The sequence below is a fragment of the Amycolatopsis sp. NPDC051716 genome (assembly GCF_040681595.1).
GTDB lineage: Bacteria > Actinomycetota > Actinomycetes > Mycobacteriales > Pseudonocardiaceae > Amycolatopsis.
In genome coordinates, this window is the sequence record NZ_JBFAZA010000003.1 from 21803 (window position 1) to 43834 (window position 22032).

The following is a 22032-nucleotide window of genomic DNA, read 5'->3' on the forward strand; positions in this document are numbered from 1 at the left end:
CCACCTCGGGGCGGTTGCTACTCGGGCAGTGGCAGCGCGATCGTGCCCGCGAACCGCGGGTTTTCGGCTTCGTCGAGCATCGCCGCGGCGACGGTCGCCCGGCTGATCACCGCGGCGAAGTCGAGCGGCGGCCCGGCGTCCAGCCCGACCGTCCGCCGCCCGGGGCTTTCCGGCCCGTCGGTGAGCAACCCGGCGTGGAACACCGTGCCGCCCGCGGCGAGGATCGTGCCGTCGGCGTCGACCTTGTCGCCGAGCCGGTCGCCCAGCATCGTCCCGAGCTGACCGGCGGCTTCGCCGGCCACCTCGGCCGACTTCCCCGTGCCGTACGCGCCGAGCCAGATGATCCGCCGCGGCCCGGCGGCGACCACCGCCTTGGCCCCCGCCAGCAGGACGCCGGCCCGGTCCGTGCCGAGTCCGGAAAGGACGGTCGAACCGGCGGCGACGGCGAGGCTCGCCGGGTCGTCGACGTCGCCCGCCACCTTGTGCAGGTGCGGTGATCCGGGAACGGCGATCCGATCGGGATCCCGGGCGATCGCGGTGACGGTGTGGCCGCGCCGGAGGGCTTCCCGGGTGAGCGCGAGGCCGGTCCGGCCGGACGCCGCGAGGACGGTGAGGTTCATGCCGACCACGCTAGGGACCCGGCGACTTAACATCAAATGCAAGTTAGGAAAGCAATGATTTACCGTGACGCAAGGGGCGGCCGCGAGGACGGCCGCCCCTTGCCTCAGCGGCGGTCGAAGCTGCCGGTGAGCGGCGCCGGCGTGTAGCGGAGGTAGCGGCCCGGGTCGCCGAGTGCGGCCGCGGCCGCGTTGAGGCGTTCCGGGCGGAGGTCGGGCCAGTGCCCGGTGCCGATGCGGGATTCCAGGGCGTGCAGGGCCGCCAGGGTCTCCGACGGCCGGAACGCGCAGTGCCCGGCCGCGCCGACGTAGGCCTGGCGCAGCAGCGGTTCCCGCCCGGCCGCGCGGACCCGGTGGGCGTACCAGTTTTCCTGCTCGACCGGGACCAGGTGGTCCGCGGTGGTGTGGATGGTGAGCTCCGGAACGCGGAGCCGCCCGGTCGCCGTGGACGTGCGGGCCAGGGTGCCGACGGCTTGCCGGTCGGGCGTGACGTCCGCGTGGCGGGTCAGCTCGGCCAGGTCGGCGTCGAGGTCGAGGCCCGCGGTGCGGTACAGCGCCCGGACCTGCCGCGCCAGCGGGCTGCCGGACAGCAGCGCGCGGTAGTCGACGCCGACGTTGGACGCGCTGTTCCCGCCGGCCGCCAGTTCGATCTGGTACCGCCCGGGCACCACGAACCCGAGCACGAACTGCGCCAGGGCCTGCTGCTGTTGCTGCTCCTGACCCGCGTAGTCGGCGGGCCCGGGCGGCGCGTCACCGGTCAGCCACGGCGGCGTGTTCATCAGCGCGGCGCCGAGGGCGATCCGCGCCCGGCCGGCCGCGGTGCCCTGGCCGTCGGTGACGATCTTCGTCAGCGCCGCGCCCGCCGCGCTCGCTTCGTCGGCGCTCGCGTAGCGGACGAGCTTCACCGGCTGCGCCGGCGCGAGCAGGCGGGACAGCGCGTATTCGCCGTCGAGCTGGTAGTCGTTCAGGTTCAGCGCGCCGGCGACCAGGCCGCACGTGGTCAGCGCGCCGTCGAGCCGCCGGTCGCCGGACTCGGCTTCCAGCGCGCTGACCAGCCCGCCCATCGACGTGCCCCACGCGATGGTGCGCCGGGGCTCGCCGATCTTCCGCACGAGCGCGTCGAGCGAGGCGAACTGGTCCCGCGGCGCGGAGGCGAGCGCCCAGAGCGACGGTCCGCTGTAGGACGAGCCGACGAGCGCGTAGCCGGCCGCGAGCAGGGCCTGCCCGGTCGGCTCGTCCGGGGCGTCGCGCGCTTGCAGGGGGCCGAAGCCGTGGCTGTAGAGGATGACGGTCCCGTTCCAGGCGCCCGGCACGTCCGCCACCCAGCTCGCGCCGTCCGGCAGCGCGCCGGTGTAGTGCGCGGGGGTGGCGGCCTGCGCCGCGCTTCCCGTGGTGAGGCCGAACGCGGTCAGCGTCGTCACGGCGAGGGCGCCGATCCGGCGGAGCCACTTGCTCATCGTCGGTTTCCTTCCCGCTGGACGGCCGCGGGGACGGCCGGCTCCGGCGTGAGGTCGCGGTGGTGGGTTTCCCGCAGCGCCAGCACGCAGCCGGCGGACAGGACGCAGAACGCGGCGATGGTCCACGACACCGGAGTGGTCGAACCGCCGCCGTTGGCGCGCTGGAGCTCGGCGAAGATCAGCGGGGCGAACCCGGCGCCGAGCCCGGCGAGCTGGTACCCCAGCGACGCGCCGGTGTACCGGTTTTCGGTGGCGAAGAGTTCCGAGTAGAGCGCGGCCAGCGGGCCGTACATCATCGGGTGGATCACGCCCTGGCCGATCACCAGCGCCAGCACCAGCAGCAGGCCGCTGCCGCTGCGGACCATCGGGAACAGCAGGAACCCGAAGACCGCCATGGCGGCCACGCCGGCCAGCACGACCGGGCGGCGGCCGATCCGGTCGGACAGCGCCGACCACAGCAGGATCCCGGCCACCGCGCAGGCCGACGACAGGGTGAGCGCGTTGAGCACCTCTTGGCGCGGGTGCCCGTGCTGGACGCCGTAGGCGAGCACGAACGTGGTGAGCGTGGCCTGGACGACGAACGCGGCGAGCCCGACGCCGACGCTCAGCAGCAGCACGCGCGGGTGGTCCCGCAGCACGGCGACGACCGGGAGCCGGCGGCGTTCTTCCTTGCGGGCGGCCAGGAACGCGGGCGTCTCGTCGACGCGGGAGCGCACGAACAGGCCGACGGCGAGCAGGACGATGCTGAACAGGAACGGGATCCGCCAGCCCCAGGCGAGGAAGTCCGCTTCGGAGGTGAGCCCGGCGGTGGCGGACATGACGAGCGTCGAAACGACCATGCCGCTCGGTGCGCCGGCGTTGGTGAAGCCGGCCCACAGGCCGCGGCGGGACCGCGCGTGTTCGGCCGACATCAGCACGGCGCCGCCCCATTCGCCGCCGACCGCGATGCCCTGGACGACGCGGAGCAGGACCAGGCCGAGCGGGGCGACCGCGCCGATCTGGTCGTAGCCGGGCAGCAGGCCGATGAGGAAGCTCGCGACGCCCATCAGGGTCATGGTCAGCACGAGCATCCGCTTGCGGCCCAGGCGGTCGCCGAAGTGGCCGAAGATCAGGCCGCCGAGCGGGCGGGCGAGGTAGCCGGTGGTGAACGTCCCGAAGCTGGCGACCGTGGCCAGTGCCGGATCGAGGTCGGCGAAGAAGACCTTGCCGAAGACCACCGCGCTCGCCGTGGCGTAGAGGAGGAAGTCGTAGTACTCGATGAGACTGCCGAGGAAGCTGGACGCGACCGCTCTGCGGAGCTGAGTGCTCATGGGGAGGACACCCTCGTCTTTGGGGGCTGGGCACTGCGGAGGGGCGGGTTCGTCCGGGTGCGGACGACGGGGGAGCGGGCCCCAACGTTAGTCAGAGGCATGACGGCCGTCAACAATCTGCCCAACATCAATTGGTCGGGTTACGCTGACGGTCGTGACGCTTCCCGCCGAGACCGGCTCCGGGCCCCGCCCGAAGTCCGTCATGCTCACGTTCCTGGGCATCCACCTGCTCGGCCGGGCGAGCGCGATCTACTCGGGCAGCGTGATCGACGTGTTCGGCCGCGTCGGCGTCTCGGAGGAAGCGGTCCGCTCGACGCTGACCCGCATGGCGGGCAGCGGGTTGCTGACCCGCCACCGGCACGGGCGGAAGGCCTACTTCGGTCTCAGCGAGCGCCTCGCCGCCGTCCTCGAGGACGGCAGGCGGCGGATCTGGGAGACGGGCGCGGTCAACCGGGCCGAGGACGGCGGCTGGACCCTGGTCGGCTTCTCGCTGCCCGACACCCGCCGCGGCGACCGGCACGACCTGCGCCGGCAGCTGACCTGGGCCGGCTTCGGCCTGCTGCAGAACGGTTTGTGGGTCGCCCCCGGCGTCCGGGACGTCACGGCCATCGTCGAACAGCTCGGCCTCGACGGGCACGTCACCGTCTTCACGGCCCACCCGGCGAAGCCGACGGAAGCGGCCGAGCTCGTCCGCAAAGCCTTCGACACGGCGACGATCGCCGCGCGCTACCACGACTTCATGGAGAAGTGGGACGGCGGGAAGCCGGCGTTCCCGGACGACCTGACGCGCCGGTTGGTGCTGCACTCGGACTGGCTGCACGTCGTCCGCCGGGATCCGCACCTGCCGGCCGGGCACCTGCCCCGCGACTGGCCCGCCTTCCAGGCCGAGACGCTGTTCCGGAAGCTCGACGAAGACTTCCGCGAGGGCGCGGACCGGCTGGCGGACGAGACGCTCGAACTGGTGCCGGCCGCGGCTCAGCCCCCGGGGTAGACGTGCAGGCCCCGGCCGGTCTTGCGGCCGAGCCGGCCCGTGCCGACGAGCTCGGTCAGCAGCGGACACGGGCGGTACATCGGTTGTCCGGTGCACTCGAGCAGCACCACCAAGGTGTCCAGGATGACGTCGAGCCCGATGAGGTCGGCGGTGCGCAGCGGGCCCATGGCGTGGCCGAAGCACTTCTCGAAGACCTGGTCGACCGTGCCGGCGTCGGCGATGCCGTCCCCGACCGTCGCGATCGCCTCGTTGATGGTGGCCATCAGCACGCGGTTGGCGACGAAACCGGGGCCGTCGGCGACAACGATTGCGCGTTTGCCGAGGCCGGCCAGCAGATCCGTGGTGACGCGCAGGGTTTCCTCACCGGTCGCCGCCGCGCGGACCACCTCGACGGTGTCCTTCAGCGGGGCCGGGTTCATGAAGTGGGTGCCGATGACGCGGTCCGCGCGGGCGGTGGCCGCGGCGAGGCGGCCGATCGGGACGGCGGACGTGCACGAGGCGAGGATCGTCGCGGCGGGACAGAGCCGGTCCAGTTCGGCGAACAGCGTTTCCTTCACGGCCAGCCGTTCCGCCGCGCATTCGACGACGAATGCGCTGCCGCTCAGCTCTTCGAGCCGGCCGGTCCAGCGGATGCGGTCCGCGACCGTGGCCGGCGGGCGGTCGCCGAGCAGCGCCGCCATCCGCAGGCCGGCCCGGATCCGCTCCGGGCCCCGGTCCAGCGCCCGCGGGTCGGCGTCGGCGACGACGACGTCGTGCCCGGCCGCGGCGAAGCACTGCGCGACCCCGGTGCCCATCACCCCGGCTCCCACGATCCCGATCTTCATCGGTCCCTCCCGTCGAGGATGCGGACGTGCCCGGGCCGCGGCGGTGGCGGCCGCCGCGGGTCGAAGGCCAGTACGTCGGGGCCGGCCGGCTCGAACCCGGCGAACCGCAGCGTCACCAGCATGATCCGGTTGGCCGCGGTGGGGACGAAGCGGGCGACCGGACGCCGTCCGCGCGCGAGGACGTCCCGCACGAGGTGGCCGAGCAGGACGGTGCCGATCCCGCGGTTGAGCACCCGGCACGACGTCAGGAGCAGCTCGAGGACGACGTCGGCGCCGTCGTGGCGGAGCACGGCGAGCCCGACGGTGCCGTGCGCGCCGAACCGGTCGGTCACGTCCGCGACGAGCACCTCGTGGTCGGCGGTCGCGCACAGGGCGCGCAGCTCGGCCGAGTCGAGGGTGCGGCCGGTGGTGTTGAGCTGGTGGGTCCGGAGGGTGAGCTCGTGCGCGCGGCCGAAGTCCGCTTCGGTGGCGGCGCGCACGGTCATCCTGAGGTCCAGCGAGGCGAGGAATTCGGGTGGGGACCCGGGGAACGCGCGCTCGGCCGCGGCCCGCGAGCGTTCGGCGAGGTACCGGTGGCGCCGCCGGCGCGACTCGCCGGTCACCAGCGCCGGCCGGAACTCCGTCAGGCCGGGCAGCTCCCCGACGCGCTCGGCGGCGTAGCAGCGCACCATCGGCAGCGCGGCGGCGACCTCGGCGCGCTCGGCCGGGTCGTTGTCGGCGAAGGCGATGGTGTCCAGGCCGATGTTCAGCTCCGCGGCGATGCGGCGGATCGCCGCCGACTTCTCGCCCCAGCTGACTTCGACGGCGCAGAACAGCTCCGCCAGGCCGTGTTCGGCCAGGTGGCCGGTGGCGCGGGCCAGCTCGCCGCGGCCCGCCACGGCGTGCAGGATGCCGCGCCGGTCCAGCGTGTGCAGCGCCTCGATCGCGGCGGGGAACGGCCGCGGCCGGTCGCCTTCGAGCACGACGCCGTCCCAGAGGGTGTCGTCGAGGTCCCAGACCAGGCACTTGACGGTGCTCACGGCCGCCACCGCAAGGCGTACTCGCCGAGCTGCTGTTCGGCGACTTCGTCGGAGCCTTCGATGATCCGCATGATCTTGGCGTCGCGGAAGAACCGGCCCACCAGGCTGTCTTCCGCGCAGCCGGCCGCCCCGAGCACCTGACCGGCCCGGTCGGCGACCGCGGCGGCCGACCGGGCGGCGGCGTACTTGGCCAGCACGGTCCCGGCGACGGCGTCCGGATCGCCGTTCTGCCGCAGGGCCGCGGCGCGGGCGCACAGCTCGCGCGCGGCACTCGTGTCGGCCAGGCTGCGGCCGAGCAGTGCGCGCACGGTCTGGTGCCCGGCCAGCGGGACGTCGCCCTGCACGCGGCCGGCGGCGTGGGCCGCGGCGGCGCGCAGGCAGGCTTCCGCCATGCCGACGCAGCCCCAGGCGACGGTGAACCGGCCGTGGTCCAACGCCGTCGCCGTGACGTGGGACAGGCCGAATCCCGGTGGGGCGAGCAGGTTTTCGGCGGGCACGAGCACGCCGTCGAACCCGAGGTGGGCGAGCTGCGCCGCGCGCATCCCCAGCTGGCCGCGCACCGGTTCGGCGGTGATCCCCGGCCGGTCGGCCTCGACGAGCACGGTGACGAGACGGCCCGCGCAGGTGGCGAGCACCAGGAAGACGTCGGCGAGCTGCCCGAAGGTGACCCACCGCTTGTGGCCCCGCAGGCGCACCTGCCCGCCCGCGCGCTCGGCGGACGTCCTCACCGCGGACAGCTCGGTGCCGGCGCCGGCTTCGGTGGCCGCGAACCCGGCGAGGACGTCGCCGCGCGCGAGGGTGGGCAGCCAGCGGGCACGTTGTTCGGCGGTGCCCCAGCGCAGGATGGCCGCGGCAACCATGCCCTGCACCGTGAGCAGAGCTCGCAAGGCACTGCACACCCCGCCGAAGTCGGCGCAGAGCGCGCCGAGCTCGGGCTGCGTGCACCCGGCGCCGCCGGCGGCGGCGGGCAGGTCGGCGGCCAGGAAACCGGCGTGCGCCACGGCTTTGACGACTTCGGCGGGCAGGGCGCCGCGGACGTCCCACTCCGCGGCTTCCGGGCGCAGTGCGGCCGCGAACGCGGCGGAGTCCATTGTGGTCACGGAATTCCGGCCGATCTTTTGCGGAGCACGAAAGCAGTGACCCGGTTCATGGTCCGGAAATTGTCGAGGTCGAGGTCCGCCACCGCGACTTCGATGCCGAACCGGCGTTCGACGTACGCCACGAGCTCGAGCGCCAGCAGGGAATTCACCAGCCCCAGCGCGAAGTAGTCCTCGTCGGGGCCGGGGGTGTTCCCGGCTGTCGCGGTCGCGAAGAAGCCGGTCAGTTCGGCCAGGATCTCCTCGGCGGTGACGCCGGTGTGCACCGGCTGATGGCCTGCCACGCGCCCTCCCTCGACGAATTCCCCCGTCCGAAGCTAACACGGTCCGCGGCGCACCGGCGGCGCCGAACGGCCTAATCGGCCGACCGGAATTTCGAGTGTCCATCTTGGACGATCAATTTCCCTTGTGGTCGGCGGCAATTATGGACAGTGACGGCCGATCCCTCGATCGGCGGCTTGCCGGGGGCGCGAAGCCGCTGGAAGTATCCGGAGTTCGGCACCGCCGGGATTCCGGCACCGTGCATGGGAATTCTGGGGATGACTACCACGACCGGACCATTGAACAGCGTGGGCGACCTGCTGGCCCACCGGGTGGCCCGCACCCCCGCGGACATCGCGGTGGTGTGCGGCCGCACCCGGCTGAGCTACGCGGAACTGGCCGCCCGCAGCGACGAAGTGGCCGCGCGGCTGACCGCGCACGGGGCCGGCCCGGAGACCCGGGTCGGGCTCTTGACCGAGCGCGGCGTGGACATGGTGGTGGCGGTGTTCGGCGTGCTGAAGGCGGGGGCGGCCTGCGTCCCGCTGGACCCGGCGCACCCGGCCCGGCACCGGGCCGCCCTGCTGGCCGACGCCGGGGCCGCGCTGGTGCTGACCGAGCCCGAGCTGGCCGGAAGCCTGCCACCCGGGTGCGTGCCGGTGTTCGTGGCGGGCGGCGGCCAGCACCCGGCCGTCGCCGTCCCGCGGATCCGGCCCGACAACCTCGCCTACGTCCTCTACACCTCCGGCTCGACCGGGCGGCCCCGGGGCGTGCTCGGCACCCACCGCGGGCTCCTCGCCCTCTTCGCCGCCCACCACGCCGGGATCTTCGCGACCGCCACCGCGGGCGAGCGGCTGCGGGTGGCCCACACCGCCGCCCTGTCCTTCGACGCCTCCTGGGTTCCGCTCCTGTGGATGCTCGCCGGGCACGAGCTGCACGTGCTGGAGCGGGCCGACCCGCGGGCGACCGTCGCCGCGCTGGCCGCCGCGCGGGTGGACGTGCTCGACGTGACCCCCTCCCACCTCCGGATGCTCTTGCTCGCCGGCCTGCTGGACGGTCCCGCGAGGCCGCGGGTGGTCGTCACCGGGGGCGAGCCCGTCGGCCCGGACCTCGGTGCCGCACTGGCGGCCGCCGGGGTGGTGATCCGGAACGCCTACGGCACCACCGAGACCACAGTGGACAGTCTGGTCTGCGACACGGTTCCCGAAGGCCGCGCGGTGCTCGGCCGGCCCGTCGCGGGCACCCGCGCCCAGGTGCTGGACGCCGGGCTGCGGCCGGCTGCGGAGGGGGAGCTCCACCTGGCCGGGCCCGGCCTGACGCGCGGCTACCTCGGCCGGCCCGGCGCGACCGCCGCCGCCTTCGTCGCCGACCCGGCCGGGCCGCCCGGCTCGCGGATGTACCGCACCGGCGACCGCGTGCGCCGCCGGGACGACGGCCTGCTGGACTTCCTCGGCCGCGCCGACGGGCAGGTCAAGATCCGCGGCATCCGCGTCGACCCCGCCGACGCCGAAGCGGCCCTGCTGGGCCACCCCGGGCTGGCCGCCGCGGCCGTCGTGGCGAGGCGGGACGGCCGCGACGCCGACCACCTCGTCGCCTACGTCGTGCCGAAGTCCGCGTCCGTGACCGGGCTGCGGGCCTACCTGCGCGGCCGCGTCCCGGAGCACCTGGTGCCTGCCCGGTTCATCGAGCTCGCCGCCTTGCCGCTGACCGGCAGCGGCAAGGTCGACCGCCGCGCCCTGCCCGAGCCCGGCCGCCCCGGCGGCGACGGCGCCGCGCCCCGGAACCCGGCGGAAGAGCTGGTCGCCGGCGTCTGGCGCGAGGCACTGGGCCTGGACCGCGTCGGAGCGGACGACGACTTCGTCGAGCTGGGCGGGGATTCGATCCTCGCCATGCGGGTGGCCGGCACGCTCAACCGGCGCCTGGGCACGGCGCTGCCCGCCCAGGCCGTGTTCGGGCACCGGACGGTCGCCGGGCTCGCGGCGGCCCTGCCGGCCGCGCACGCCGGCCACGCGCCGGTGCCGGCGGCGCCGGGCACCGCGCTGCCGCTGTCGTCGGGGCAGGAGCGGCTCTGGTTCCTCGACCAGCTCGCCCCGGGCGGCGCCGAATACAACACCGCCGCGGGGTTCCGGCTGCGCGGGCCGCTCTCGGTCGGCGCGCTGGCCAGGGCGCTGACCGCGCTGGCCGCACGCCACGAATCGCTGCGGACGACGTTCCCCACCGTGCGGGGGCGAGGTGTCCAGGTCGTCGGGCCGCCACCGGAGCTCCGGCCGGACGTCCGTGCCGCCGGAGACGTCGAGCGGGAGCTGCTCGCCGAGGTGCAGCGGCCGTTCGACCTCGCCCGCGGCCCGCTGTTCCGGGCGACGGTGTTCGAGCTGGGCGACGACGACCACCTGCTCCTGCTGGTGCTGCACCACATCGTCACCGACGGCTGGTCGATGGGCGTGCTCGCCGGCGAGCTCGGCCGGCTGTACTCGGACCCGGCGGCCGAGCTGCCCGCCCTGCCGTTGCGCTACGCCGACTTCGCCGCCTGGCAACGCGACCGGCTCGCCGGTTCCGAGCTGGACGACCGGATCGCCTACTGGGAACGGCAGCTGGCCGGGGTGCCGGCGCTCGAGCTGCCCACCGACCGGCCGCGGCCCGCCGTGCGGGGAACGGCGGGCGCGACGCACCGGTTCACCGTGCCCACGGCCGTGACGGCCCGGCTGGCCGAGCTCGGCCGGGAGCGCGGTGCCACGCTCTTCATGACCCTGATCGCGGCGACGCAGGTCCTCTTCGCGCGCTACACCGGGCAGCGCGACATCGCGATCGGCACGGTGACCGCCGGGCGGTCCTGGGACGAGCTGGCCGGCCTCGTCGGCTTCTTCGTCAACACCGTCGTGCTCCGCTCCCGATGCGCTGGAGATCCGTCCTTCGCCGACTTCCTGACCGGCGTCCGCTCGACGGTGCTCGACGCGATGGGTCACGACGACGTCCCGTTCGGCCGCCTGGTCGAGCTGCTCGCCCCGGATCGCGACGCGAGCCGCTCGCCGCTGATCAACACCATGGTGGTGCTGCAGAACGCGCCCTCGGCGGTCCCGGAGCTCGGCGGGCTGGCGGTCGAGGAGCTCGACCTGCCCCGGCGCTCCGCGCAGTTCGACCTCACGCTGGAGTTCGAGCCGCGGGACGGGGGCCTGCGGGCCACCGCCGAGTACAGCACCGAGCTGTTCGACGCCGGCACGATCCGGCGGCTGGCCGAAAACCTGCTGACCCTGCTCGCCGGCATCGCCGCCGATCCCGGCCGCCGGTTGTCCCGGCTGCCGTTCCCGGCGCCCGCGCAACGACGGGAGCTGCTGGCGGTGGGCCGTCCGACGGCGGACGGGCCCGGGCTGACCGTGCCCGACGTCTTCGCCGAGCGCGTCCGCGAGCGCCCGGACGCCCTCGCGGTGACCTGCGCCGGCACGGCGTTGACCTACCGGGAGCTGGACACGCGGGCGAACCGGCTCGTGCCCGGCCTGCTCGCGCACGGCGCCGGGCCGGACGTCCGGATCGGCCTGTGCGTGCCGCGGGGGATCGACGCCGTCGTCGGCATGCTGGCCATCCTGAAGGCCGGCGGCGCCTACGTCCCGCTCGACCCGCGCTACCCGGACGAGCGGCTGGCGTTGCTGCTGGCGGATTCCGGGGCCACGACCGTGGTCACCACGCACGCGGTGCGCGACCGGGTCCCTCGCGGGGCCCGCGTGCTGATCGCGGACGGCGAAGGGAAGCCCGGCAGCGCCCCGCCGCGCCGGGCCCGGCCGGAGAACCTGGCCTGCGTCCTCTACACCTCGGGTTCGTCGGGCCGGCCGAAGGGCGTGCTGATCGAGCACCGGTCGGTCACCCGGCTGTGCGCCGATCCGTACGCGCGGCTCACCCCGGACGACGTCGCGACGCAGTACGCGCCGCTGTCGTTCGACGCCTCGACGTTGGAAATCTGGGGCGCGCTGCTGTCCGGGGCGCGGCTGGCGATCGACCCCGACGACGTGCCGTCGGTCGACGCGCTCGGCGCCTTCGTCCGCGCCGAGGGCGTCACCGCGCTGTGGCTGACCGCGGGGATGTTCCACGAGGTGGCTGCGGCCGACCCCGGGGTGTTCGCGGGGCTGCGGCGGCTGGTTTCCGGCGGCGACGTCCTTTCGCCGCGGCAGTGCGCGGCGGTCCTGCGCCGGTGGCCGGCCCTGGAGCTGGTCAACGGGTACGGGCCCACGGAGAACACCACGTTCACCGCCTGCCACCGGGTCCGGGCCGGCGACGGCGACCGCCCGGTGCCGATCGGGCGGCCGATCACCGGCACCCGCTGCCTGGTGCTGGACCGCCACCTCGACCCGGTGCCGGCCGGGGTGCCCGGCGAGCTGTACGTCGGCGGGAGCGGCCTGGCCCGCGGCTACCTGGACCGGCCCGGGCTGACCGCCGACCGGTTCGTCGCCGACCCCTTCGGCCACGGCACCCGGCTGTACCGCACCGGGGACGTCGTGCGCTGGCGCGCCGGCGCGGAGTGGGTGCTCGACTTCCTCGGCCGGTCCGACGACCAGGTCAAGATCCGCGGTTTCCGGATCGAGGTGGGCGAGATCGAGGCGGCGCTGCGCCGGCACCCGGACGTCGCCGAGGCCGCCGTGCTGGCGCGGGAGGACACCCCCGGCCACAAGCGGCTGGCCGGGTACGTCGTGCCCCGCCGTCCGGTGGAGCCCGGTGCGCTGCGGGAGTTCCTGGGGAAGAGCCTGCCGGGCCACCTCGTCCCCGGCGCGCTGGTGCTGCTGGACCGGTTCCCGCTGACGCCGCAGGGCAAGCTCGACCGCCGGGCGCTGCCGGCCCCGCGGCCGCGGGCCGCGGGGACCCGCACCGCGCCCCGCGGCCCGGCCGAGGAGCTGCTGACCCGCGTGTGGGCCGAGGTGCTCGGCGTCGAGCGCGTCGGGTCGCGGGACAACTTCTTCGAGCTGGGCGGGGACTCGATCCTCGGCATCCAGGTCGTGGCCCGGGCCCGGCAGCTCGGGCTGCGCCTGAGCGCGAAGGACGTCTTCCTCCGGCAGACCCCGGCCGAGCTGGCTGCGGCGGGGGTGTGGGAGGAACCGGCGGCCCGCGAGGCGCCCCGGCCGTCCGGCCCGGTGCCGCTGTCGCCCATCCAGCACTGGTTCTTCGAGACGGTCACCGAGCACCGCGGGCACTTCACCCAGTGGGTGTCGGCCGAACTCGCCGCGGACGTCGACCACCGGGCGCTGTGCGCCGCGATCGCGGCGCTGGCCGGCCACCACGACGCCCTCCGGCTGCGGTTCCGCCGGGTCGGTGACTCCTGGCGCCAGGAGTACGCGGAAACCGTTCCCGCCGACGTGTTCCGCGTCGGACCGGTGTCCACTATGGACTTTTTCGAGCTCGACGGCGGCGCGTTGTTCACGGCGGTGCTGGACGGCTCGCGGCTGCTGCTGGCGGCCCACCACCTGATCGTGGACGGCGTCTCGTGGCGGATCCTCCTCGCCGACCTGCGCACGGCCTACCGCGCGGCCCGCGCCGGACGGCCGCCGGAGCTGCCGCCCCGCACCACGTCGTTCGGCGACTGGTCGCGGCGGCTGGCCGGGCACGTGGCGGCGGGCGGCTTCGACGACCAGCTCCCGCACTGGCGGCGGCCGGCGCCGGGGGCATCGCCCGGCGGCGACCCGCGGCCGCCCCGCGCGGTGACGGTCCGGCTCGGCCCGGCGGAGACGGCGGCGTTGCTGCGCGACACCCCGGCCGCGTACCGCACCCGGATCGACGACGTGCTGGTGAGCGCCCTCGGCCGCGTCCTGGCCGGGTGGCTGGGGCAGGACGCGGTGCTGCTGGAACTGGAGGGCCACGGCCGCGAGGAGATCTTCGGCGACGTGGACCTGTCCCGGACCGTGGGGTGGTTCACGAGCTTGTACCCGTGCCCGGTGGAGATCCCGCGGGAGGGCGGCTGGGGCGCGGTGCTGAAGTCGGTGAAGGAGTGCCTGCGCGCGACCCCGGACCGCGGCGTGGGTTACGGGGCCTTGCGGTACTTGGGGAACGCGGAGCTGCCGGACCCCCGGCCGGTGGCGGCGTTCAACTACCTCGGCCGCTTCGACCTGGCCGACGCCGAGCAGCCCGAAGACGCCGGGGCGGGGCTCGGCGGGGTCAGGCGGGATGGTGCCGCCGGGACCGAGTTGTTCCGGGGCGCTCCCTCCGCCATCGGGCTGAGCCGCGCACCGCACGTGACCGGCACCGCCCGGCTCGACGTCACCGCGGCCGTCACCGCCGGCGGCGAACTCGAGTTCGAATGGACCTACTCCCCGGGCGCGCACGACCCCAACACCGTCACCCGGCTTGCCGCCGAGGTGCTCGCCGCCCTCCGGGAAATCGCTGCTCACTGCGCCGAGCCGGGCGCCGGCGGGCGCACCCCTTCCGACTTCCCGCTCGCCGCCGCGACCCAGCCGGAGCTCGACCGGCTCCTCGGCGACGGCCGCCACGTCGAGGACGTCTACCCGCTCACGCCGATGCAGGCCGGGATGCTGTTCCACAGCCTGTCCGAACCCGGCACCTACCTCGAACAGATCTGCTTCACCCTGACCGGCGCCGGCGACCCGGCCGCCCTGGAACGCGCCTGGCGACGGGCCGTCGACGAGATCCCCGCCCTGCGGACCGCCATCCGCTGGACCGGCGTCCGCGAACCGGTCCAGGTGGTGCACCGGGCCGTGACCCTGCCGGTGACCGTGCACGACGGGAGCGCACCCGGCGAAGCCGAGCTGCTCGCCGCCGATCGCGAAGCCGGGCTCGACCCGGCCGTGCCGCCACTGATGCGGGTCACCCTGATCCGGCTGGACGACACCCGGATCCGGACGCTCTGGACCTTCCACCACGTCCTTCTCGACGGCTGGAGCGTCTTCGAGGTGCTCACCGACGTCCTCGCGCACCTCTCGGGACTGCCCGCCAAGCCGCGCCGCCCGTTCGCCGACCACCTCGCCTGGCTGGCCCGGCAGGACGCGGCCGCCGCCGAAACCCATTGGCGGAAGGTCCTTTCCGGACTCACGCCCACCCGGCTGCCCTGCGACCGGCCACCCGGCCGGGCGCACCGCGCCCGCTCGACGTCCACAGTGGACCGCGAACTGTCCGCTGTGGACTCCGGGCGGCTGGCCGCCTTCGCGCGGCGCCACCGGGTGACCGTCAACGCCGTCGTGCAGGGCTCGTGGGCACGGCTGCTCGCCCGGCACGGCGGCGAGCCGGACGTCTGCTTCGGCGCGGTCGTGTCCGGCCGCCCGCCCGAACTGCCCGGTGTGGACACCATCGTCGGGATGTTCGTCAACACCGTGCCGGTCCGCGTCACCGTCGCGGAGGCGGAAGACCGGCCGGGCTGGTTCCGGCGCCTGCAGGCCGACCAGGCCGAGGCGCGCCGGTTCGGACACGTCTCGCTGGCCGCGCTGCGCCGCTGGAGCGGGCTGCCCGCTCAGATGGCCCTCTTCGACAGCATCGTCGTGTTCGAGAACTACCCGTTCGACCGGGAAGCCCTGGCCGAACGCGGGCTGCACGTGGCGGAGCTGACCGCCGTCGAGATTACCAACTACCCCCTGGTCCTCGTCGCCCACGGCAGCGCGCGCGACGACGAACCGCTGAGCCTGCGGCTCGGCTACGACCCCGCGTTGTTCGACACCGCCACGGCCGAAGCCCTCGCCGGCGAACTCGTGGACTTCCTGCGCGAACCGGCCGGGAAGACCGCACCGCCGCCCGATCGCCCGCCGGCGCGGCCGGTGCCGGACCGACCGGCCGGCCACGACCCGGCCTACCTCGCGCCCCGCACCGCCACCGAGCGGGCGCTGAGCCGGATCTGGGCCGACGTGCTCGCGGTCGAGCAGGTCGGCGTCGACGACGACTTCTTCGCCCTCGGCGGCGATTCGCTGCTCTGCCTGCGGGTCACCGCCCGCCTGCGCGCGGACTTCGGCACGGCGCTGCCGCCGCGGGCGCTGTTCGACAACCCCACGGTCGGGGCGCTGGCCCTGATGCTGGAGCACCCCACGCTCGCCGCACTGGGCCGGGCGGTGGACCGCGGCCTGAACCCGCCCAAGGATTACGAGCTCTAGGAGGTCGGAGCCGGTGCGCAACGACGACGTGGCGATCATCGGGGTGGCCGCCCTGCTCCCGGGCGCCCACGGGCCGGACGCCGTGCACGACCTGCTCGCCGAAGGCCGGGACGTGGTCGGGCAGCCCACCGCGGAACGGTTGCGGGAGAACGGCTTCGCGGCCGGGCCCGGTTACCTGCCGATGGGCTACCTCGACCGGATCGACCGCTTCGACCACCGGTTCTTCGGCGTCCCGCCGGCCGAGGCCGCGTGGATGGACCCGCACCAGCGGCTGATCCTGCAGCTGGCCCACGAAGCGCTCGAGAACGCGTGTTACGCACCGCAGGCCCTGCGGGGATCGCGCACCGCGGTCGTGCTCGGGAGCTCGCGCAGTGACTACGAAGACCTCTTCGAAGAGGAGGACCCGCAGCAGATCCTCGGTATCATCGGGGCGGCACTCGCGGCGCGGATCAGCTACCGCCACGACTTCACCGGGCCCGCGCTCGTCCTCGACACCGCGTGCAGCGGCAGCCTGGTCGCGATCGCCCACGCCGTCGCCCTGCTGCGCAGCGGGGCCGCGGAGCTGGCCCTGGCGGGCGGCGTCAGCGTGCGGCCGGTGCCGATCCGGGTGGCCGGGCACGTCCCGGTCCGCGGCGTCGAGTCACCCGAGGGCCGGTGCCGCCCGTTCGACGAGAAGGCCACCGGCGCGGTCGGCGGCGAAGGCGGCGGCATCGTCGTGCTCAAGCCGCTGCCCGCCGCGCTCGCCGACGGCGACCACGTGCACGCCGTGCTGAAGGGCATCGCGGTCAACCACAACGGCTACCGGATGGCCAGCATGAGCGCGCCGAGCCGGGCGGCCCAGACCGAGGTGATCACCGCGGCCTGGCGCGACGCCGGTGTCGACCCGGCCACCGTCGGGTACGTCGAGTGCCACGGCTCGGCGACCCCGCTCGGCGACGTCGTCGAGGTCGAGGCCCTGCGCCAGGCGTTCCTCGACGCGGGGGTGACGACCCCGTCCTGCGCGATCGGCTCGATCAAGGGCAACATCGGGCACCTGGACAACGCCGCCGGGGTCGCCGGGCTGGTCAAGGTGCTGCTCAGCGTGCGGCGCGGCGTCCGGTACCCGACCGCGCACTTCGAGACGCCCAACCCGCTGATCGACTTCGGCGGCCCGGTGCGGGTCAACCCGGCCTTCGGCCCGTGGGAGGAAGGCCGCCCGCGGCGTGCGGGCCTGAGCTCGTTCGGGCTCACCGGCACCAACGTGCACGCCATCGTCGAGGAGCCCCCACCGCCCGCGGTGCCCGCCGAACCGGCGGAGACGAGCCACCTGGTCACGGTGTCGGCGAAGTCGGCGGCCGCCCTCGCCACCTATCGCGACCGCCTCGCCGCGTTCGCCGGGGAGAGCGGGCACGGCGTGCTCCCCATCGGCCACGCCATGAACCGCGGCCGCGACGACCACCCGTTCCGGCTCGCCGTGGTCGCCGACGAACCCGCCGGCCTCGCGGCGGCGCTGCGGTCGGCCGCCGTCCCGGACGCACCCGCCGCGGACGACCCGCCGGTGGTGCTGCTGTTCTCCGGCGACGGCGGCGTCGAGACCGAGCTCTGGGCGGACCTGTGTGCGGCCTGGCCGATCCTCGGCGACGACCCGCTGCCCGCCGAGCCGGGCCCCCGGCTGGTCGCCGTCCACCACGCGCTGCACCGGCTGGCCCGGTCGCTGGGCATCCCCGACACCCACCTCGTCGGTTCGGGCGCGGGCAACCTGTCGGTGCGGATCGCGCGCGGCGAACTGTCCCTCGAGGACGGCCTGGCGGCCGCGGCGGACCGGGCCGTCGGGGCCACGCTCGACTCGGACCGGCTGGCCGAGGCGGTGCGCGGGTTCGTCCGCGACGGCGCGGTGCTGGTCGAACTGGGCGCCGGCGGCGTGCTGTCGCGGACGATGCGCCGCCTGGCCCCCGAGCTCGGCTGCGTCGAGCTGATCGCCGGCGCCGGCCGCCGGGCGGTGCTGCGGCAGCTGGCGTCGCTCTACCGGCTCGGGGTCCGGCTGGACTGGGACCGCCACTACGCCGGTGCGGTGGTGCCGCGGATCGAAGCCCCGGCGTACCCGCTCGAAAGCGTCCGCTGCTGGTGCCGCCGGCCGGGCGCCCCGGCCGTTCGAAACCGCGCTCCGGAACCTCCGCCGGCTCCGGTGTCCGATGTGGACACCGAGCGCCGGGTCGCCGAGATCTGGGCGCGGGCCCTGGGCGAGGACGAGCTCACCGGGACCTCGGACTACTTCGCCCTCGGCGGGACGTCGATCGCGGCGATCACCGCGTTGCGGACCATGGAACACGACTTCGGTGTCGAGCTGACCTTCGCCGACCTGTACGGCCACCCGACCGTGCGGGCCTTCGCCGCCCGCATCGAGGCCGTGCGGGCCGAGCGCGGCCCGTCCGAAGACCTCCCCGCCATCACCGTCCTGCCGCGCGGCGGCCCGCTGCCGCTGTCGGCGGGCCAGGAACAGCTGTGGTACCTCGACCGGCTGAACCCCGGCAGCGCGCTCTACAACATCCCGCACGACCTCCGGTTGTCCGGTCCCCTCGACGAAGCCGCGCTCGGCGGTGCGGTGGACGACTTGCTCGCCCGGCACGAAGTGCTGCGCACCTGCATCCCCGACGACGACGGCGTGCCGTTCGCCCGGCTCGCCGAACCCGGGCCCCGGCTCGTCGTGCACGACCTGAGCACGCTGCCCGAAGCGGAGTGGGACGCCGCGGCGCACGAGCTGGCCGAGGCGGAAGCCGTCCGCCCGTTCGACCTGGCCACCGGCCCGCTGGTCCGGATCACCCTGGTGCGCCTGGCCGAAGACGACCACGTCCTGCTGTGGACCTACCACCACATCGTCTTCGACGGCTGGTCGCCGACGATCTTCTTCCGCGACTTCACCGAGCTGTACCAGGCACGGCTGGCCGGCCGGACGCCGGACCTGCCCGACTTGCCGTTCCAGTTCGCCGACTTCGCGGCCTGGCAGCGGAAGCGGCTGACGGGGGAGACCCTCGAGCGCGGCCTGCGGTTCTGGCGCACCGCACTGGCCGGGCCACCCACCGCGCAGCTGCCGCTGGACCGGCCGCGCCCGGCGGCGCAGACCTTCGACGGCGACCTCGTGGAGTTCACCGTGGCCGAACCGGCGGCCGAGGCCGCCCGCAAGTTCAGCCGCGAACACGGCGTGACGACGTTCGTCACGATGCTCGCGCTGGTCGACGCCCTGCTGCACCGCTGGGCCGGGTGCACCGACGTCGTCGTCGGCGTGGCCACCTCCGGCCGGACACACCCCGCGACGCACGACCTCATGGGGTACTTCAACAACCTGCCGCCGTTCCGCACCCGGGTCGAGGGAGCGCTGTCGTTCACCGATCTGGTCCGGCGCTGCGCGGACACCGTCGCGCAGGTCCTCGACCACGAGGAGATCCCCCTCGAGAAGATCGTCTCGGCGGTGTGCGGGCCGCGAGAACCCGGCCGCCAGCCGCTGTTCGACGTCGCCTACACCTACCAGAACGTCCCGCAGGACACCGCCGAGCTGGGCGGCCTCGGCTGCTCGCGCTTCTCCGACAGCGGCACGGTCGCCGGGATCGCGCCGGGCACCGCGAAGTTCGACCTGACGGTCGGCGTCATCGACCAGCAGGACGGGCCGATGGACGGCTACTTCGAGTACGCGACCGCCCTGTTCGACCGCGAGACGGCCGCCGCGCTCGCCCGTCTGCTGCCCGGCCTGCTCGACGCCGTGCTGCGCGATCCCGGCTGCCCGCTCGACGCATTGCCGGCCGTCGACGGCGAGCCGGTCCCCGCCACCAGCCACCGGGAGCCCGCCATGGCCGCACCTTCCTTCGTGGACAGTGACTCCGTCACCCACGCCGAACGGGTCCTCGCCGCGATCTGCGCGGACCTGCTGACCGCCGGTCCGGTCTCCCCGAAGGACAACTTCTTCGACCTGGGCGGTGATTCGGTCCTCGGCGTCCGGGTGGCCGCGCGGGCGGCGAAGGACGGCGTCCACTTCACCCCGCAGCAGCTGCTGCAGTGCCGCACGCTCGGCGAGCTGGCCCGCGCCGCCGTCGTCGACGGCCCGGCCCCCGTGCCCTCCGCGGCGCCGGTCGCCGCCGCCACGCCCGAGCCGCTCCAGCTGATCCCGCCCACCCCGATCATGCTCAGCTTCCTGCACCGGATGCCGGACGACGTCGGGGACTTCGTCGACGTGCACACGGTGGAAACCACGCCCGGGATCGGCGCGGCCGCGGTCCGGACGGCGATCGGGCACCTCCTGACCCTGCACGAACCGCTGCGCTACCGGTTGCGGCGCAACGCACTGGGCGCCCGGCTCGAGGTCGCCGACGTCACCGCGGCGGACGTGTTCGACACCATGGTGCTCCCGCCGCTGACCACCGACGAAGAGCTCGGGATCGTCGCCGACGACTGCCTGGCGATGAAGGCGGAGATGGACCCCGCGCGCGGGCCGCTGTTCCGCGTCCGCCACTACGACCGCGGCCGCGCCCGCGGCGGCCTGCTCGTGTTGCTGGTCAACCACTTCGTCTTCGACAACATGTCCACAGTGGTCGTTCTCGACGACCTGGACGTGCTGCTCGCCGACCTCGCGGCGGGCCGCGCCCCGGCGTTGGCACCCCGCCCGCCGCGCTGGCGGGAGTGGGCCGAGCACCTGCGGGCGATGGCCGCTTCGGACGACCTCTCGGCGGAATTGACCTACTGGACGGCGACACTGCGGGCGGGTGGCGCCGCCGGGACGATCGGCGGCTCGCCCGGCGACGGCATCACCGCCCGCACCCTGGACGACCCCGCCGTCGCGACGCTGCTGTCCGCCGGGGGCGCGCAGGGCCGGGAGGCGGCGCTGTGCGCGGTGTCCTGCGGCCTGGCCCGGTGGCAGGACGCGCCGAGCGCGTTCGTGATGACCGAAGGGGAGGCCACCCCCAACCCGTTCCGGCTCGCCGGGCGCGGCCCGTCGGTGGGCTGGTTCACCACGCTGCACCCGCTGGTGCTGCCGGTCGAGCCGGGCACCGCGGCCCGCGACTGCCTGCCGGAGATCACCGACCGCGCGCGGTCGGTGCCGAACGACGGCGTCGGCTACGGCATGCTGCGCCACCTCTCCCCGGACTCGCCGGGCACCGCGCGGCTGCGCGCCCTGCCGGAACCGGAGGTCCTGGTGCTGCACGGGCCGAGCGACACTCCGGCGTTCGACTCCGGCGTCCGGCTCCTGCGGACCCGCTGGGACCTCTCGGTGAACCTCAAGCGCGCGGTCGCGTCCTGGTTCCCGCTGGTGGTCACCAGCGCGGTGCGTGACGGCGCGCTGCGGCTGGCCGTGGCCGGCGGCGTCGGCCAGGAGCGGCTGGACGCGCTCGCCGACGAAATCCTCGGCGCCTTCACCGAACTCAAGTGATCGCGCTCGCCGCGTCGGCCTGGTACCTGCCGGACACCGCGCTGGCCGTCGCCGAGCTGCCGGAGCTGGCCACGCTGTCCGACGTCGAGCGCGCGACCTGCGCCGCGCTGGGCATCGACCGGGTGCCCGCCGACGACACGCTCACCGCGGCCGAGCTGGCCGCCCGCGCGGGCCGGCGCGCGCTGGCCACCGCGGGCCTCGACGCGGATGACGTCGACGTCGTCCTGACGGTGGAGCCGCGGGCCCCGGAGACGCTGGTCAGCTCGGAAGCCACCCGGCTGCAGGCGATGCTCGGCGCCGGGCGGGCGATGGCGTTTTCGGTCGGTGGGCTCGGCTGCGCGTCGCTCACCCCGGCCCTGCTCGCGGCAAGCGGGCTGCTGCGCGCCGACCCGGACCTGGCGAACGTGCTCGTGCTGCACGGGAGCAAGCCCGCGACGCCCGGGCGCTACCGCCACCCCGTCACGGTCAACGGCGACAGCGGTGGCGCGCTTCTGCTGCGCCGTCAGGGAAATCTCCGGATCCGGGACATCCTGCTCGAGACGAACGGCGCTTACGCGGACCTGTTCCGCGTCGAGTACCGCGACGAGGAGTTCGCGCGGTGGCGGGAAGAGTGCACCGACCCGGCGGCCTATTCCTTCCGGCTGGCCGTGGAGACCCGCAACCGCCTGCGGGCGCTGGTGACCCGCCTGCTCGGCCGCAACGGCCTGAGCCTCGACGACGTCCCGTGCTGGCTCACCCAGAACCTGTCTACGGCGGCGTTCCGGAACTGGTCGGAGGCGATCGGCGTCCCGATCGCGAAGGCGTGCTTCGGCAACTTGGCCCGCTACGGCCACCTCGGGCCGAACGACGTGTTCTTCAACCTGTCGAGCGCCCGGGAAACCGGGGAGTTCGACGGCCGCGCGGTGCTGCTCAACATCAGCCCGGCCGCGGCCTGGAGCGCCCTGCTGGTGACCACCGGCGAAACGACGGCCCACGAGCTGTGAGCCCCGGGGCGG

Annotated in this window: 11 protein-coding genes; 4 read left to right on the forward strand and 7 right to left on the reverse strand. The window is 74.8% G+C overall.

Annotation, left to right across the window (positions count from 1 at the left end):
• Nucleotides 1–17: 17 nt before the first annotated feature.
• From AB0M30_RS04405 to AB0M30_RS04415, 3 genes are all read right to left on the reverse strand, one after another.
• Nucleotides 18–620 (reverse strand): NAD(P)H-binding protein, encoded by a 603-nt coding sequence (locus AB0M30_RS04405; RefSeq protein ID WP_364579699.1) that lies wholly within the window; start codon nucleotides 618–620, stop codon nucleotides 18–20.
• 104 nt (nucleotides 621–724) lie between these two features.
• Nucleotides 725–2074 (reverse strand): alpha/beta hydrolase, encoded by a 1350-nt coding sequence (locus AB0M30_RS04410; protein WP_364579702.1) that lies wholly within the window; start codon nucleotides 2072–2074, stop codon nucleotides 725–727.
• Nucleotides 2071–3384, reverse strand: a complete 1314-nt coding sequence (locus tag AB0M30_RS04415; RefSeq protein ID WP_364579705.1) for an MFS transporter — start codon at nucleotides 3382–3384, stop codon at nucleotides 2071–2073. The genes AB0M30_RS04410 and AB0M30_RS04415 overlap by 4 nt, the downstream gene beginning before the upstream one ends.
• 154 nt (nucleotides 3385–3538) lie before the next feature.
• Here AB0M30_RS04415 and AB0M30_RS04420 point away from each other — a divergent pair, with 154 nt between their 5' ends.
• Nucleotides 3539–4375: a PaaX family transcriptional regulator C-terminal domain-containing protein gene (locus AB0M30_RS04420; protein ID WP_364579707.1), complete on the forward strand. Its 837-nt coding sequence runs from the start codon at nucleotides 3539–3541 to the stop codon at nucleotides 4373–4375.
• Here AB0M30_RS04420 and AB0M30_RS04425 read toward each other — a convergent pair.
• Genes AB0M30_RS04425 through AB0M30_RS04440 form a run of 4 tightly spaced genes read right to left on the reverse strand, consistent with a single transcriptional unit; the run spans nucleotide 4360 to nucleotide 7599 of the window.
• Entirely contained in the window at nucleotides 4360–5199 is an 840-nt protein-coding gene (locus AB0M30_RS04425; RefSeq protein ID WP_364579710.1) for a 3-hydroxyacyl-CoA dehydrogenase family protein, read from the reverse strand. The genes AB0M30_RS04420 and AB0M30_RS04425 overlap by 16 nt on opposite strands.
• Nucleotides 5196–6218 carry an HAD-IIIC family phosphatase gene (locus AB0M30_RS04430; RefSeq protein WP_364579713.1) on the reverse strand — a complete coding sequence of 341 codons (1023 nt, stop codon included), beginning with the start codon at nucleotides 6216–6218 and terminating at the stop codon, nucleotides 5196–5198. The genes AB0M30_RS04425 and AB0M30_RS04430 overlap by 4 nt, the downstream gene beginning before the upstream one ends.
• The gene (locus AB0M30_RS04435; RefSeq protein WP_364579716.1) at nucleotides 6215–7309 is read right to left on the reverse strand and encodes an acyl-CoA dehydrogenase family protein; all 1095 of its coding nucleotides are present in this window, start codon (nucleotides 7307–7309) and stop codon (nucleotides 6215–6217) included. Before AB0M30_RS04435 ends, AB0M30_RS04430 begins: the two co-directional genes overlap by 4 nt.
• 5 nt (nucleotides 7310–7314) lie before the next feature.
• Nucleotides 7315–7599, reverse strand: coding sequence for an acyl carrier protein (locus AB0M30_RS04440; RefSeq protein WP_364579718.1), 285 nt, complete (start codon nucleotides 7597–7599; stop codon nucleotides 7315–7317).
• 255 nt (nucleotides 7600–7854) lie between these two features.
• Here AB0M30_RS04440 and AB0M30_RS04445 point away from each other — a divergent pair, with 255 nt between their 5' ends.
• Genes AB0M30_RS04445 through AB0M30_RS04455 form a run of 3 tightly spaced genes read left to right on the forward strand, consistent with a single transcriptional unit; the run spans nucleotide 7855 to nucleotide 22020 of the window.
• Nucleotides 7855–15642: an amino acid adenylation domain-containing protein gene (locus AB0M30_RS04445; protein ID WP_364579721.1), complete on the forward strand. Its 7788-nt coding sequence runs from the start codon at nucleotides 7855–7857 to the stop codon at nucleotides 15640–15642.
• Between the two features lie 13 nt (nucleotides 15643–15655).
• Entirely contained in the window at nucleotides 15656–21037 is a 5382-nt protein-coding gene (locus AB0M30_RS04450; protein WP_364579724.1) for a condensation domain-containing protein, read from the forward strand.
• Complete coding sequence (locus AB0M30_RS04455; RefSeq protein WP_364579726.1) at nucleotides 21034–22020, forward strand: 3-oxoacyl-ACP synthase; 987 nt, start codon at nucleotides 21034–21036, stop codon at nucleotides 22018–22020. Before AB0M30_RS04450 ends, AB0M30_RS04455 begins: the two co-directional genes overlap by 4 nt.
• Nucleotides 22021–22032 lie beyond the last annotated feature (12 nt).

Excerpts from the sequence above, each read along its gene's own strand:
- AB0M30_RS04405 (WP_364579699.1), bottom strand. The coding sequence starts at position 620 with ATGAACCTCACCGTCCTCGCGGCGTCCGGCCGGACCGGCCTCGCGCTC.
- AB0M30_RS04410 (WP_364579702.1), bottom strand. The coding sequence starts at position 2,074 with ATGAGCAAGTGGCTCCGCCGGATCGGCGCCCTCGCCGTGACGACGCTG.
- AB0M30_RS04415 (WP_364579705.1), bottom strand. The coding sequence starts at position 3,384 with ATGAGCACTCAGCTCCGCAGAGCGGTCGCGTCCAGCTTCCTCGGCAGT.
- AB0M30_RS04425 (WP_364579710.1), bottom strand. The coding sequence starts at position 5,199 with ATGAAGATCGGGATCGTGGGAGCCGGGGTGATGGGCACCGGGGTCGCG.
- AB0M30_RS04435 (WP_364579716.1), bottom strand. The coding sequence starts at position 7,309 with ATGGACTCCGCCGCGTTCGCGGCCGCACTGCGCCCGGAAGCCGCGGAG.
- AB0M30_RS04445 (WP_364579721.1), top strand. The coding sequence starts at position 7,855 with ATGACTACCACGACCGGACCATTGAACAGCGTGGGCGACCTGCTGGCC.